The following is a 15,607-nucleotide window of genomic DNA, read 5'->3' as shown; positions in this document are numbered from 1 at the left end:
CAGGATGGAAGAGTTAAGAGGTAAGGCCTTTCAAGTCAATGTGGTCATACCTTGCGGGTCGCGCACCGCCCCAACAAGCGTGAAATCCCGTCGCGCTGCCGGCGCATGGCAGATCGCGGCCCGCCGGGGGCGTTGAACCCGACTGGAGCCGTTAAGGGCGAAGGCTAGAGGTCAGACCTTGTTGCGCCTGCCGGCGCAGCGGGCTCAGGCTGCTGCGGTGCTGAGCGACAAGGCGGCGTCGATCCCGGCATAGAGGCTGTCTGGCGTGACCGGCTTGGTGATGAACCCGTCGGCGCCGGCGACCATCGCCTGTTCGCGGTGGTCGGTAGACGCGTTGGCCGTCATCATGATGATCGGCGTCGGAGGTCTTTGCATCGTCGCCTCCCAGCGGCGGATACTGGCCGTAGCCGACAGGCCGTCCATCACCGGCATCTGCATGTCCATCAGGACAACGTCGAACTGCGACTCGCTGAACTTGGCAAAGGCCTCGGCCCCGTTCTCGGCCATCACCAGCTCGACCTTGTGCGGTTCGAGCAGCAGCTCGACGACCCGGCGATTGACGGGATGATCTTCGGCCAACAGGACGCGAAGACGCTGATCCATGCTCAGCGCTGGGGCGCCCTGTTCAGGGGCGGCCGCAGCGGGCGCTTCGGCGCGGCGCAGGGGCAAGCTGAAGGCAAAGCTGCTGCCGCCTTCGGGAAGCGCCCGCGCCTCGATCTCGCCGCCCATCAGGATCACCAGGGTCTTGCAGATGGCCAGGCCCAGCCCGGTGCCGCCAAAGCGCCGCGTGACGGTGTCGTCGCCCTGCACGAAGCGCTCGAACAGCCGAGGCAGCACATCCGGGTCCAGGCCGATGCCGGTGTCGTTGACGGTGACCTTCAGCCGGCAGTCTTCCGCCGCGAGGGTCTCGACCTCGACGATCAGGCTGACACCGCCGCTGTCGGTGAACTTGATGGCATTGGCCGTCAGATTGGCGATCACCTGTCGCAGCCGCAAGGCGTCGCCCAGGAAGAAGCCGTTCGCCTCGGGCGAAAAGGCGACATCAAAGGCGATGCCCTTGCCGTCGGCGCGCAGGCGCATCAGGTCGGTGCAGGTGTGGATCTCGGCCGCAAGATCGAAGGGCGCGATCTCCAGCTCCATGCGCGAGGCCTCGATCTTGGCGATGTCGAGCAGGTCGTTGAGGATGCGCTCCAGCGACTCGCCCGAGTGCACGATGATGTCCACCATCTCGCGCTGGCGGTCGGGCATGTTGAGGCGCGACAGGGCCTTGGCCAGGGCGATGACGCCGTTGAGCGGGGTGCGGATCTCGTGGCTGACATTGGCCAGGAAGGTCGATTTGGCCGCGCTGGCCCGCTCGGCGGCGGCGACCGCTTCAGTCAGGGCGACCTCCTGACGCTTCAGCTGGGTGATGTCGACGAAGGTGGTCAGGGTCTGGGCGGGGGCGGCGTCGTCGCCCTCGAAGATCGGCAGGGAGTTGACGTTCAACCAGCGCTGCTCGCGGTTGGGCAGATTGACACCCAGCATGAAATCCAGAACCGGCTTGCCTGTGCTCAGGCACTGCATCGAAGGCTGCTGGTCGACGGTCAGGGGCGCGCCCTCGGCCGTGATCAGGCTCCAGTCGGGATCCGCCGAGGAACGGCCGGCCAGCTGGTCGCTGGTCATGCCCAGCAGCAGTGCGGCATGGGCGTTGTGCTCGACAATGACGCTGGCCTGGTCCTGCAGCACTACGCCTTCGCGCATGGCGGCGATGATGGTCCGATAGCGCTGGTCGCTTCGACGCAAGTCCTCGAGCGCCTGGATCTGGGCGACGGCGACCCGGGCGCCGGCCCGGCTCTCGATCATGGTCATGGCGACGCGCGACAGGCGTTCCAGGCAGCGCAACTCGCGCGGCGTCCAGCGCTTGGGCCGGGTGTCGATGGCGCATATCGTGCCGATCCGCAAACCATCGACCGTGGTCAGGGGCGCGCCGGCATAGGCCATAATGCCCTGCGCCCCGGTGACCAGGGGATTGTCCAGGAAGCGGGGATCCTGGGTCGCATCCTCGACCACGAACAGCGCCGGCGTCTGGATGGCGTGGTTACAGAAGGCCACGTCGCGCGGGGTTTCCTGAGCGTCGATTCCGACCCGCGCCTTGAACCACTGGCGGTCAGTGTCGACCAGGGAAATCAGGGAGATCGGCGTGTCGCAGGTCTCGGAGACCTCGGCGACCAGGTCGTTGAAGCCGTCCTCATCGAGGGTGTCGAGAATGTCCAACGCCCAGAGCGCCGCGAGACGCCGCCGCTCAAGGTCTGGTGCGGTATCGAGAATCAACATGCCGCGCCCCCGCCTGATTCAGGCTCTTGACCATGCACGCATGGACTGGACGTTTCAATGAAGGGCGGCGGGACGAAATGACACAGGGCGCCGGCGCGCCGGCCTCACCCCATCGCGTCGCAGTTCGCCTTGATAAACTCGAAATGCCCCGGCATCACCTCGGCCGACTTGGCGATCACCGACTTGATGTCGGCCATGCGCCGGACCAGTTCCTCGTCACTCATAACGTCGACCATCGGGTCATAGCCCTTGGGCAGCAGGCCCTGGCCGACCATGACCGCAAACCACGAGGTGTCGTTGAACAGCTCGTCGTTCTCGCGGAAGATCCGGCCATAGCTTTCGAACATGGCGATCTTGTCGGTCAGATAGTCGGGGACGCTCATCTCCCGCAGATAGTCCCAGTAGGGCGTGTCGTTCCGCTGGGTGGCCTTGAAATGCAGGATGATGAAGTCGCGGATCTTCTCGTATTCGAAGGCCATCACCCGGTTGTAGCGGTCGATGTCGGGCTGGCGGAAATCGCGATCGGGGAACATGGCCAGCAGGCGGGCGATGCCCACCTGGATCAGGTGGATCGACTGGCTTTCCAGCGGTTCCATGAAGCCCGCGGCCAGGCCTATGGCGACGACGTTCTTGTTCCAGCTCTTCTTGCGGCGGCCGGCGGTGAAGCGGATCTGGTTGGGCGCGGCCAGGGGTTCGCCGTCCAGATGGGCCAGCAGATAGGCTGTGGCCTCGTCCTCGCTGATATGGGCGCTGGAATAGGCGTAGCCGTTGCCCAGGCGGTGCTGCAGCGGGATGCGCCATTGCCAGCCGGCCGGCCGGGCGGTGGCGCGGGTGACCGGGGCGTTCGATCCGCCGAGGGTGCAGGGCACAGCGACGGCGCGGTCATTGAGCAGCCAGTGCGACCAGTCCTCATAGCCCGTCTGCAGGGTCTGCTCGATCAGCAGGCCGCGGAAGCCCGAGCAGTCGATGAACAGGTCGCCCTCGATGATCTCGCCGCTCTCCAGGGTGACCGAGGTAACGAAGCCGGTCAGGCTGTCCTGCTGCACCGTGGTGATCTTGCCCTCCTGCCGCACGATCCCGCGCGCTTCGGCATAGTCGCGCAGATAGCGGGCATAGAGGCCGGCATCGAACTGGAAGGCATAGGCGATCGCGCCCAGCGGCGAATTGGCCTGTCCGTTGGGACGCATGAACCGGTTCTGCCGGGCTGCGACGGCATTGAGCGAATAGGCCCCCAGATCAGGCTCCAGGCCCTGGCCATGCAGCTTGAGCCAGTAGGCGTGGAACGACACGGCTTCCATGTCGACGCCATAGGGGCCGAACGGATGGTGATAGCTGTGACCGATGGCTTTCCAGTCGACGAACTCGATGGCCAGCTTGAAGGTGGCCTTGGTCTTGCGAACGAACTCGTTCTCGTCGACGCCCAGCATGCGGTTGAAGATGTTGATCTGCGGGATCGTCGATTCGCCGACGCCCACGGTGCCGATGGCCTCGGATTCCACCAGGGTTACCTCCGTCTGACCGTCGCGGGTCAGGAAGCGGCCCAGGGCGGCGGCGGTCATCCAGCCGGCGGTGCCGCCGCCGACGATGACGACCTTGCGAAGACGGTTGACGCTGGTCATCGGGCTTTCTCGATTTCGGTCGCGGCGCAGTAGCGGGCGATAAAGGCTTCGTGGGTGGGCAGGGCCTGCGCGGTCTGGCGCACCAGGGCGGCCAGGCGCTGCATCTGGCCGCGCACCAGTTGCTCGTCCAGGGTGTCGACCAGCGGGTCATAGTTTCGCGGCCGGATGTTCTGACCCAGCAGCACGGCGATCCAGGACGGCTCGGCGAACAGGTCATAGTCCGACTGGAACAGGCGGCCCCGCGCGGCGAACAGGTCGATCTTGCGCTGCAGGCTTTCCGGGATCGCCGTCTCGCGGGCCCTTTGCCAGTAGGGCTCGGGGCGTTCATTGGCCTTGAAGTGCAGGATGATGAAGTCGCGGATCAGCTCGGTCTGCAGGATGGTCAGGCGGTTGTATTCGGCGATCTCGACCGGATCGAAACCCTTGTCGGGGAACAGGGCCAGCAGCTTGGTGATCCCGGCCTGGATCATGTGGATGCTGGTGCTCTCCAGCGGCTCCAGGAAGCCCGAGGCCAGGCCGATGGCGACGCAGTTCTTGACCCAGATCTGCTTGCGCCGACCGGCCCGGAAGCGGATGAAATTGGGCTCGGCCCGGGCCGGCCCGTCCAGGGTGGCGCGCAGGCGGGCCACGGCGTCGTCATCGCTGATGTGCTGGCTGGAATAGACATAGCCATTGCCGGTGCGGTGCTGCAGCGGGATGCGCCAGCGCCAGCCGGCCGCATCCGCCGTAGCTCGGGTATAGGGCGTCAGGCCGTCGCCGCCGGTGTCGCAGGGCATGGCCACGGCGCGGTCATTGGGCAGCCAGTGGCCCCAGTCCTCAAAGCCGGTGTCCAGCGCCTGCTCGATCAGCAGGCCCCGAAAGCCCGAGCAGTCGATGAACAGGTCGGCCTCGATCACTGCGCCGCCGTCGGTGGTGACCGAGGTGATGAAGCCGTCCTCGCCGCGCAAGGATACGTCGACCACCTTGCCCTCGCGACGGATCACGCCGCGCTTTTCCGCGTAGTCGCGCAGGTAGCGGGCATAGAGGCCGGCGTCGAAATGGAAGGCGTATTTCAGGCTCGACAGCACCTGGCCGGGGTCCTTGCTCGGCAGCATGAACCGGCCCATCCGCGCCGCCGTGGCCGACAGATTGAAGTCGTCGAGCGGCTGGGTGGACCCTTGCGACTGGGCCTTCAGCCAGAACTGGTGGAACTTGATGGCCTCGATATCCAGGCCAAAGCCGCCGAACGGGTGCAGGTAGCGCGAGCCCGGCGTGGTCCAGTCGACGAACTCGATGGCCAGCTTGAAACTGGCCTTTGTGGCCCGCATGAAGTCGGCTTCGTCCAGGCCCAGGATCTGGTTGAAGGTGGTGATCGGCGGGATGGTCGCCTCGCCAACCCCAACCGTCGCGATGGCGTCGCTTTCGATCAGCGTGACCTCGACGCCCTTGAGCACCTTGGCCAGGGCGGCCGCCGTCATCCAGCCGGCCGTGCCGCCGCCGACGATCAGAACCTTGCGGACGGGATTGGTGTTCATGGGGCCACGCGCGCCAGCGCCGCCGCGTGGGTCGGCGCCCGCTCCGCCGTCTGGCGGAAGATCTGCCGCATGCGCTCCAGGGTCATGCGCGCGCGCTCCAGCGGCATCCGGTCGGCCAACGGATCGTAGCGCCCCGGCAGAACACCGTGACCGATGAAGGCGGCGATCCAGCTGGGCTCCAGGAAGCTCTCCTCGTCATACATCACCACCCGGCCGCGGCTCTCGAACTGGGCGATCCGGTAGGCCAGCTTGTCGGGAACGGGGGCGTCGCGGCCCAGGTCCCAGATCGCGCCGTCGCGGCGGCCGGCGCGGCGATAGTGCAGGATAGCCATGTCGCGGACGCGTTCCAAAGTCTCCCCGCCCAGGCGGTTGTACTCCTCGGCGGCCACCGGCGCGCCGCCCGGCCGGGGAAAGAGGGCGATCAGGCGGGTGACGCCGCTCTGGATCAGATGAACATCAGCGCCGTCCACGGCCTCGACCCTGCCGGCCGCGCCGCCGATGGCCACGCAGTTGCCGACCATGGCGCGGGCCCGCCGGCCGTTGCGGATCGTCATGAACCGGGGCTCCGAGCCGCCCTCTGCGGGCAGGCCGGCCCAGGCCGCCTTCATGGCCGCCGCGTCGCTGGTCAGTTCGGCGCGATAGGTCAGGCCGCCATCCAGTCGATCGCGCAGCGGGATCCGCCAGCGCCAGCCTTCGGCGGTCGCCTCGATCTCCGTGAGGGGCGGGGCGTCGGTCTGGACCGGCGCGGTGATCCGCACGGCGCGGTCGGCGGGCAGCAGGGCCGACCAGTCCTCGAACGGTTCGTCTCCCATCAGCAGGGCGGCAGGGCCGGTGCCGTCGACGAAGAGTTCCGCCTCGACGCGCTCGCCGTCGGCCAGCACCACAGCCGCGATGTGGCCGCTCTGACCGTCGCGAACCACCTCTGCGACCTCGCCGGCGCTGGCGGCCACGCCGCCCTGCAGGGCCAGGCGCCGCAGCACGTCCACATAGAGCCCGGCGTCCAGGTGCAGGCCATAGGTCAGGGTCGACAGCGGCGAGCGCGGGTCGGGGTCGGGGCCTGCGAACCGGCCCAGCCGCGCGATGACGGCGGCCAGGCTGTAGTCGTCCAGCGGCGTGGCGTCGCCGGCCAGGCGAAGGCGGCTCCAGTAGTGGTGGAAGCCTACGCCCTCCAGACTGGCCCCGATCTCGCCGAAGGCGTCGCAGAAGCTGACGTCGGGCGTCCAGCCGCTGAACCGCGAGCCCAGCCTGTAGGTCGCCAGGGTGGCGGCCATCAGCGCCGCCTCGTCCAGGCCCAGCAGGGTGTGGAACGATCGCAGCGAGGGCAGGGTGGAGAGCGCGCCGGTCACGACGGGCCCGGTCTCGACGACACGGATCTCGGCCTTGCCACCAGTGGCGCGGGCCAGACCGGCGGCCGTCATCCAGGCCTCGACGCCGCCGCCGATGATGGCGACCCGGCCCAGGGGAGGTGTCTGGCTCATGCCGCGCCTCGCGCATCACAGAAGCGCTCGATAAACGCCTGGTGCCCCGGCATGGATTCGGCCGTGCGCCGCACCGCCGCCTTCAGTTCGGCCAGCTGGCGGGCGGCCTCGCCCGGATCGACGGCGTCGGCCATCGGGTCATAGCCGCGCGGCAGGATGTTCTGGCCCAGATAGACGGCCAGCCAGGAGGGCTCCAGGAAGAAGCCGTCGCGATACTTCACCACCATGCCCCGATCGCGGAACAGCTCCATCTTGTAGGCTAGGCTGTCGGGGATGGGGGCGGCGGCCTTGTCGCGCCAGAAGGCGGAGTCGTCCCGCTGGGTGGCGTGATAGTGCAGCACCAGGAAGTCGCGGATGCGCTCGAACTCCAGGTCCATCACGCGGTTGTACTCGTCCTGGTCGGCCCCGGCGCAGCCGCGCTCGGGGAACAGTTCCAGCAGGGTGGAGATGGCCACCTGGATCAGGTGGATGCTGGTGCTTTCCAGCGGCTCAAGGAAGCCGGAGGCCAGACCAATGGCCACGACGTTCCGGTTCCACTGCTTCTTGCGGCGGCCTGTGACGAACCGCAGGAAGCGCGGGTCCTGCTGAGCCTTGCCGTCCAGCTTGGAGACCAGCACCCGGGCCGCCTCGTCGTCGCTGATATAGCTGCTGCAATAGACATAGCCGTTGCCCACCCGGTGCTGCAGGGGGATCCGCCATCGCCAGCCGGCCTCGTCGCTGGTGGCGCGGGTATAGGGCGTGGGCGGCTCCACCGCGTCGCAGGGCACGGCCGCCGCCCGGTCGCAGGGCAGCCAGTGTGTCCAGTCCTCATAGCCGGTCTTCAGGGCCTGCTCGATCAACAGGCCCCGGAAGCCGGAGCAGTCGATGAACAGGTCGCCCTTGATCCGCTGGCCGCTTTCCAGGGTCACGGCCTCGACAAAGCCGTCCTCGCCGCGCAACGAGACATCCAGGATCTTGCCCTCGATGCGCCGTACACCCCGCGCCTCGGAGTAGGCGCGCAGGTACTGGGCGTAGAGCCCCGCATCGAACTGGTACGCGTAGGAAAAGGTCGACCCCAGCGAGCGCTGATCAGGGGAGGGCGGGGCGAACCGGTTCAGCCGGGCGGCCACGATCGGCAGGCTGTAGGCCTCGATGCCGTCGGCCTCGCCCCGAGCCCTGGCCCGCAACCAATGCTGGTGGAAAGCGACCCCGCCAATGCCCTGACCAAAGCCGCCGAAGGGGTGAATATAGCTCTCGCCCTTCCGGCCCCAGTCGCGAAACTCGATGCCCAGCTTGTAGGTGGCCTGGGTCTTGCGCATGAAGTCGGCCTCGTCGAGGCCCAGCTTGGCATTGAAATTCCGGATGTGCGGCACGGTGGCCTCACCCACGCCGACGGTGCCGATCTCGGCCGATTCAACCAGGTCGATGGTGACGCGCGAATCGCCCAGCACCGCGCTGAGCCCGGCGGCCGTCATCCAGCCTGCGGTCCCGCCGCCGACGATGACGATTTTTCGGATACCATTGTTCCCGGTGTCATCCATCGCGCCGCTTCCTCCGCTTCCCATTTGTCCCATGGCCCTTTCTGACGGAACGGCCTTTGAGACAAACTGTAAATTGACAACGCTGTCTTTGGTTGTCATCGTCTTGTTATCCGGACGGAAAGTTCCGGTTCAGGTGGTCAAACCATCGGGGGGAAACCGTAGGTAGAAAAGGCCGTGGGTGCGACTGTCGTGCAGGCGACACGCCCTTGAAGCCCTTCGTTCCAGGTATCTCCCCTTTGCACAGCTACGTGAGCCGGGTCTGAGTGGCAACGCTTGACAGCCGGTGATCTGTCATATGATCTGACCAATAATGGTCACGGTAACATGACCAATGGTAGCGCTAACGTCGCGCTGCCCAAAAAAGGGGAGGTGAGACACATGGGCTCTTTTCAGAGGCCGTCCGCGCAGCGCGGGCAAAATTCATTGATGTCGGGTTTGAAATGCGGCGCATCCGCCGTGGCGCTTGGCGCGGCGATCTTCGCCGGGCCTGCGTTCGCCCAGACCAAGACCGATGACGCCGTCGCCGTTGACGCGGTCGTGGTCACCAGCATCCGCCAGAGCCTGAAGAGCTCGCAGGCGCTGAAGCAGTCGTCCGAGATCATCGGCGACTCGATCACCGCTGAAGACATCGGCGCCTTGCCGGACCGCTCGGTCACCGAAGCCCTGCAGCGCGTGCCCGGCGTGTCGATCAACCGCTTTGCCGCCGGCGTCGACCCGGACCACTTCTCGGTCGAAGGGTCGGGCGTCGTGGTGCGCGGTCTGAACTTCGTGCGCTCCGAGCTGAACGGCCGCGACACCTTCTCGGCCAATAACGGCCGCATCCTGAGCTTCGCCGACGTTCCCTCGGAACTGATGGGCGGCGTCGACGTGTTCAAGAGCCCTTCGGCCGACATGATCGAGGGCGGCATCTCGGGCACCGTCAACCTGCGCACGCGCCTGCCGTTCGACAGCAAGAAGCGCCTGCTCTCGCTGTCGGCCGAGGCCAGCTATGGCGACATGGTCAAGTCGTGGAAGCCGACCTATTCCTTCCTCTACAGCGACCGGTTCGACACCAATCTCGGCGAGTTCGGCCTGCTGCTGAGCTACGTCAATTCCGAATTGTCGACCCGCAGTGACGCCATCCAGGTGTCGAACTTCGGCTGCCGCACCAATCTGGGCGTAACCAGCAGCAATTGCGGCAATGGCGCCAAGGGCGTGTGGTTCCCGCGCGGCGCAGCGTTCCGCTCCACCACCACCGAACGCGAGCGCCAGGGCGCTGGGGCGGCGGTGCAGTGGAAGAGCACCGACGGCACCATGGAAGCGGCCTTCCAGTACCTGCGTTCAGAGTCGAATTCGGCCTGGACCGAGCACGCGGTGGAAATCGCCACGGACAACGTGACCAGCAACGGCGACTCGCGCGCCGTCGCCGGCACGACGTTCAGCTATGACGACCGCGGCGTGTTCACCAACGGCGCCATCACCGGCACCAACGGCTGGCGTTCGGACCAGTTCTCCGATCCGCGCACCCCGACCGACGGCCTGCAGTCGAACAATATCCGCCGCGACGTTGATCAGACCTATCTGACCAGCGACTACGGCTTCAATTTCAAATGGACCCCGAACGAAAACTGGGGCTTCCAGTTCGACGCCCAGCACGTTGACTCCAAGGTCGACAATATCGATGTCGGCATCTGGAGCTCGACCTTCCAGAACGCCGCCATCACCCTGAACGGCAACGATCTGCCGACGGTGGCCTTCTCGCTGCCGGGCAATGGCCTGACCCCGTCGAACTGTCTGCCCATCAACAACAACTGCCCGTCCTATGGCCGCGGCGCCCATGCCAATCTGAGCGATCCGTACAACCACTTCTGGCGCTCGGCGATGGACCACATCGAGCAGTCCGAAGGCACCGAGGACTCGCTGAAGGTCGACGTCGAATACAAGTTCAACGACGACACCTGGTTTGACTCGGTGAAGGCCGGCGTGCGCTGGGCCGAACGCGACCAGACCACGCGCTTCTCGACCTATAACTGGGGCGTGCTCAGCGAGATCTGGGGCAATAACGGCCCGGTCTGGCTCGACGACAAGGTTGACGGCATTGTCGACAGCAACCCGCTCGGCGGGGCCGGTTCGACCACCGCCGGCGCTGCGGAACTGTGGGGCTTCCCCAACTTCATGCGCGGCCAGACCCCGCTGCCGACCGGAACCGACGCGCGTCTGTTCTATGCGGGCAATGCGGCGATTGACTACAAGACCATGTCCGACTTCGCCCTGCTGGTCGGTGACGAATGGCAACCGCGCAACGGCGCCAATGGCTGCCCGCAGCACTGGGTGCCCCTGGCCAAGCGCTGTAACACCATCGCCGGAACGCCGTTCCTTCCGCAGGAAGTCAACCCGGTCAATGAGGTCAACAAGGCCGCCTATGTGGTGACGCGCTTCAAGGGCGACATTGGCGCGGCTAGGGTCAGCGGCAATATCGGTCTGCGCTACACCTCGACCACCCGCGAGGCCGAAGGCTTCCTGGCGTTCCCCAACAGCAACTTCACGACGGACGCCCAGTGCGCCATCGTGCCGGTGGGCCAGGCTCCGACCCCGTTCTGCCAACTGGCGCCGTCGGTTCGTGCTGCGGCGCGGGCCTGGGCCAATGGCGCTGTGACCCCGACCACGGCCAGCAAGGACTTCAACCACTGGCTGCCCAGCTTCAATGTGAAGGTGGTCATGCCCAACGGTCTTCAGTACCGCCTGGGCGCATCCAAGACCCTGGCTCCGCCGGATATCGGCCTGACCCGCAACTATTATAACCTGTCGCTGAACACCAATGCCGACGGCATTTCCAACGGCCGGCCCAGCGGCAATGTCACGGTCGGCAATCCCTATCTGAAGCCCACCCAGTCGACCAATCTGGACGCTTCGGTGGAATGGTACTTCGCCTCGGTCGGCTCGCTGACCTTCGCGGCCTTCTACAAGGAACTGACCGACGTCGCGACGAACACGACCTCGCGCGTGCCGTTCACCAACAATGGCGCGACCTTCGATGTCGTGACGACCACGCCGGGCAATTCCGACAAGAAGGCCAAGGTCAAGGGCTTCGAAATCGGCTACCAGCAGTTCTACGACTTCCTGCCCAAGCCGCTGGACGGGTTCGGCATCAACGCCAACTACTCCTACATTGAGAGCAATGGCGTGCCGCAAAGCACGCTGTCGGCGACCGATCCCGACGTGGCGGCCGGTCGTGTGACCACGGTCGACACCAGCCTCCTGCCGCTGCAGGGCCTGTCCAAGCACAACGCCAACTTCGCGGCCATCTATGAGAAGGGTCCGATCTCGGCCCGTCTGGCCTACAACTGGCGCTCGGACTTCCTGCTGACCGTCCGCGACGTGATCGTGCCCTATGCGCCGATCATGAACGAGGCGACCGGCCAGTTGGACGGCTCGTTCTTCTACACCGTCAATCCGAAGATGAAGGTCGGCGTCCAGGGCGTGAACCTGCTGAACGAAACCACCATGACCAGCCAGGTGCTGAACAACGACCTGCTCAAGACCGGCCGTTCCTGGTTCATGAACGACCGTCGCTACACCTTCGTGGTGCGCGCGAGCTTCTAGGTTTCGGGAATCGCGCCGGTCCGGTCTCCCCCGGGCCGGCGCGACTTTCGAAAACGGGCTCCGCCTTTGGGGCCTGGGCACTCCCACAGTTCCACCTTTCCGCGCATCGTCTCCGGCGGTGCGCGTTTTTTCTGAAGGCTCAGGCGATGCGTTCGTTTCCCACGGTCCTGTCCCGTCGCGCCGCCCTCGGTCTGGGCGCCGCCGCCGGCGCGATGACGGCTCTGCCGGCCCTGGCCGCGCCGACGCCTTCGCTGGCCAGCCTCGCCCGCGACAGGGGCCTGATCTTCGGCAGCGCCGTCGGCGCCGGCCCTGTCGGATCGCTCACCGGCTCGTTCGAGGACGCTCGCCTGCGCCAGATCCTCAAGGACGAGTGCTGCGTGCTGGTACCCGAGAACGAGCTGAAGTGGTACGTGATCCGCGCCGCCGGCCCGCAGGCCTTCGACTTCTCGCGCGCCGACCGCATCGCCGACTTCGCCAAGGCCAACGGCCAGGCCCTGCGCGGTCACACCCTGCTGTGGCATCACCCGCAGTGGTTCCCGGCCTGGATCAAGAGCCACGACTTCGGCCCCCAGCCCAAGGTCGCCGCCGAGGCCATGCTCACCGAGCATATCCAGAAGCTGTGCCAGCACTATCCGCAGATGATCTCGTGGGACGTGGTCAACGAGACCGTCGATCCGGCCGACGGCTCGGTGCGCGACACCGTCCTGTCCGACATCCTGGGCCGCGAGCAGACCCTGGACCTGGCCTTCCACACCGCCCGCGCCGCCGCGCCCAAGGCCCGTCTCGTCTATAACGACTATATGAGCTGGGAGGTCGGCAACGCGAAGCACCGCTACGGCGTGCTCAAGCTGCTGGAAGGCTTCCGCAAGCGCGGTACGCCCGTCGACGCCCTGGGCGTCCAGGCCCATATCGGCGCCGAGAACGCCGACAGCTTCACCGGTTTCGGCAAGCCGCAGGAGCAGGAATGGCGCGCCTTCCTCGATGAGGCCACCGGCATGGGCTATGACCTGCTGATCACCGAGTTCGATGTCCACGACAAGGGCCTGATCCTGGACTTCGGCCCCCGCGATGCGGCGGTGGCGGCCTATGCCAAGGGCTATCTCGACCTGATGCTTTCCTATCGTCAGACCAAGGAGGTTCTGGCCTGGGGCATGGTCGACAAATATTCCTGGCTGCAGAACCAGTGGCTGCGCGAGGACAAGAAGCCCAAGCGCCCGACGCTGTACGACGACAACTATCAGGCCAAGCCCCTGCGCGAGGCCGTCGCGGCGGCGCTGAAGGCGGCGCCGGTTCGGTGAACTTTCCGACGCCGCACGCCCCCTCCTGACCGCTATCGCGGTCGTCCTCCCCGGAGGGGGAAGACGCCCTCATCTTCCCCCTCCGGGGGAGGAGCGCGCAGCGCGGAGGGGGCAAGTGACAACTAGTGGAGCTCTTCAATGATCCGCCCGACCCTGATCGCGCTCGCCCTGGCCCTGGCCGCAACCGCCGCCCAAGCCGCGCCCAAACCCGGCCAGGCCGAGTTCCGCAACTTCACCTACCAGGGCGCCGACCCTGTCGATGCGCAGGTCGCCTTGGCCCCGGGCCAGTACCGCAACCCGATCCTCAAGGGCTTCTATCCCGACCCCAGCATCACGCGGGTGGGCGGCGACTACTACCTGGTCAACTCGACCTTCGCCTGGTTCCCCGGCTTGCCGGTGTGGCACTCGACCGACCTGGTGCACTGGGAGCAGATCGGCAACGCCATCGACCGGCCCGGCATACTGGACTTCAAGCGCCTGGGCCTGTCGCGCGCCGTGTTCGCGCCGGCCATCGAGGAGCATGAGGGCACATTCTACATCCTCAACACCTGCGTCGACTGCCAGGGCAATTTCCTGATCACGGCGAAGGACCCGAAGGGGCCGTGGTCGGATCCGGTGTGGCTGCCCGGCGTGGGCGGCATCGACACCTCGCTGTTCTTCGATGATGACGGCCGCGCCTGGATCGTCAACAATGACGGGCCGCCTGGACCGGTCGAATATTCCGGCCATCGCGCCATCTGGATCCAGGAATACGATCCCAAGGCCCAGGTGATGATCGGCCCGCGGACCGTGCTGCTGGACAAGGGCGTCGATCCCTCGACCAAGCCGATCTGGCCCGAGGGACCGCACATCCTCAAGAAGGACGGCTGGTACTATCTCACCGCCGCCGAGGGCGGCACGGCCGAGGGCCACAGCCAGATCGTCCTGCGGTCCAGGAGCGTCACCGGCCCCTACACGCCCTATGCCAACAACCCGATCCTGACCCAGCGCGGACTGCCGAAGGATCGCATGCTGCCGATCACCTCGGCCGGGCACGCCGACATCGTCGACACCCCCGACGGCCAGTGGTGGGCCACCTTCCTGGCCGTGCGGCCCTATGGCGACGACCTCTACAATACCGGCCGCGAGACCTTCCTGCTGCCGGTCGAGTGGAAGGACGGCTGGCCGGTGATCCTCGAGAACGGCAAGACCATCCCCTATGTGGCGACCGCGCCGAACCTGCCCGCGCCCAAGGTCCTGCCGCCGCCCACCGCCGGGGCGTTCAGGGCGGCCGAGGCCTTTGCCGGTCCTGAGCTGCCGCTGAACTGGATGACCCTCCGCATCCCCACCGAGCGCTGGTGGAGCGTGGGTCAGGGCGCCCTGACCCTGCGGGCCCGCCCCGACAAGCTGACTGACCAGCCCTCGTTCTGGGGCCGCCGCCAGCAGCACATCAACGCCACCGCCCAGGTGACGGTGGATTTCGCGCCGACCGCCGACGGTGACCGCGCGGGCCTGACGGCGCTGCAGAGCGACGAATTCTTCTACTTCCTGGGCGTGGTGCGCTCGGGCGGCAAGCCGGTCCTGCGACTGGAGCGCAGGGCCGGTGCGGGAGATCCCGTCGACGGCGTGGTGGTCGCCGAGGCGCCGTTTCCGGGCGGTCCGGTGGCGCTGAAGATCACTGCGCGGGGCGGGGAGTATGACTTCGCCTATGCCGTGAAGCCGGGAGACTGGAAGGTTCTCAAGGCCGGGGCGGACGGGACGATGCTGTCGACGAAGAAGGCCGGCGGGTTCGTGGGGGCGATGTTCGGGGTGTATGCGAACGGCAAGTGAAGTAGCTCTACTCCTGCCCCGCTTGCGGGGGAGGTGGCGCGGCGCGAAGCGCCGTGACGGAGGGGGCGTTCTGAGCCGGCCGTCGTTGCATCAGGTCGATGCAGGTATCCCAGATTCCATCGGCCACGCCGGTGGGATCTGCAAGCACCTCGGAGGCCGGATAACGCACCACGGTTAGTCCTCGAGCCGCCATCCAGGCATCGCGCCGAACGTCGTGCTCGGGCTGGTCGCCCATGTTGTGACACCAGCCGTCGATCTCAATCACCAGGCGCGCGTCGGAGCAGTAGAAGTCGGCGATGTAGGGCCCTACCGCATGTTGACGCCGAATGCGTGGTCCCCCGGGTTGGCGTGATCTCAGGCGCGACCAGAGGAGGGCCTCTGGCGGCGTCATGACCTTGCGTAGGGCCTTGGCTTTGGTGTGGGTGTCTTTCTTAGACCTCATAGGTTGAGTTTTGCACCGAACGCCCCCTCCGT

Annotated in this window: 9 protein-coding genes; 3 read left to right on the top strand and 6 right to left on the bottom strand. The window is 66.5% G+C overall.

Annotated elements, in window-relative coordinates:
• Positions 1-204 precede the first annotated feature (204 nt).
• From ACW176_RS00590 to ACW176_RS00570, 5 genes are all read right to left on the bottom strand, one after another.
• Positions 205-2,313 carry a response regulator gene (locus tag ACW176_RS00590; protein WP_419318074.1) on the bottom strand — a complete coding sequence of 703 codons (2,109 nt, stop codon included), beginning with the start codon at positions 2,311-2,313 and terminating at the stop codon, positions 205-207.
• Between the two features lie 104 nt (positions 2,314-2,417).
• The gene (locus tag ACW176_RS00585) at positions 2,418-3,932 is read right to left on the bottom strand and encodes a tryptophan halogenase family protein (protein WP_492110478.1); all 1,515 of its coding nucleotides are present in this window, start codon (positions 3,930-3,932) and stop codon (positions 2,418-2,420) included.
• Positions 3,929-5,446, bottom strand: coding sequence for a tryptophan halogenase family protein (locus ACW176_RS00580; RefSeq protein ID WP_492110477.1), 1,518 nt, complete (start codon positions 5,444-5,446; stop codon positions 3,929-3,931). The genes ACW176_RS00585 and ACW176_RS00580 overlap by 4 nt, the downstream gene beginning before the upstream one ends.
• Positions 5,443-6,924 (bottom strand): tryptophan halogenase family protein, encoded by a 1,482-nt coding sequence (locus tag ACW176_RS00575; protein WP_492110476.1) that lies wholly within the window; start codon positions 6,922-6,924, stop codon positions 5,443-5,445. Before ACW176_RS00575 ends, ACW176_RS00580 begins: the two co-directional genes overlap by 4 nt.
• Positions 6,921-8,444, bottom strand: coding sequence for a tryptophan halogenase family protein (locus tag ACW176_RS00570; protein ID WP_492110475.1), 1,524 nt, complete (start codon positions 8,442-8,444; stop codon positions 6,921-6,923). Before ACW176_RS00570 ends, ACW176_RS00575 begins: the two co-directional genes overlap by 4 nt.
• Before the next feature lie 378 nt (positions 8,445-8,822).
• Here ACW176_RS00570 and ACW176_RS00565 point away from each other — a divergent pair, with 378 nt between their 5' ends.
• From ACW176_RS00565 to ACW176_RS00555, 3 genes are all read left to right on the top strand, one after another.
• Positions 8,823-12,026 (top strand): TonB-dependent receptor, encoded by a 3,204-nt coding sequence (locus ACW176_RS00565; protein WP_492110474.1) that lies wholly within the window; start codon positions 8,823-8,825, stop codon positions 12,024-12,026.
• A gap of 146 nt (positions 12,027-12,172) precedes the next feature.
• On the top strand, positions 12,173-13,324 hold the full coding sequence (locus ACW176_RS00560) for an endo-1,4-beta-xylanase (protein WP_492110473.1): 1,152 nt from the start codon (positions 12,173-12,175) through the stop codon (positions 13,322-13,324).
• Positions 13,325-13,462: 138 nt separating this feature from the next.
• Complete coding sequence (locus ACW176_RS00555) at positions 13,463-15,133, top strand: glycoside hydrolase family 43 protein (protein ID WP_492110472.1); 1,671 nt, start codon at positions 13,463-13,465, stop codon at positions 15,131-15,133.
• A 7-nt stretch (positions 15,134-15,140) separates the two neighbouring features.
• Here ACW176_RS00555 and ACW176_RS00550 read toward each other — a convergent pair whose 3' ends face one another.
• Positions 15,141-15,575 (bottom strand): endonuclease domain-containing protein, encoded by a 435-nt coding sequence (locus ACW176_RS00550; RefSeq protein ID WP_492110471.1) that lies wholly within the window; start codon positions 15,573-15,575, stop codon positions 15,141-15,143.
• Between the last annotated feature and the right edge of the window lie 32 nt (positions 15,576-15,607).

It is taken from the genome of Caulobacter sp. FV1ye13L (assembly GCF_058681155.1).
The sequence above is the reverse complement of the archived record's forward strand: the minus strand, read 5'-3'. Positions and strand labels throughout refer to the sequence as shown.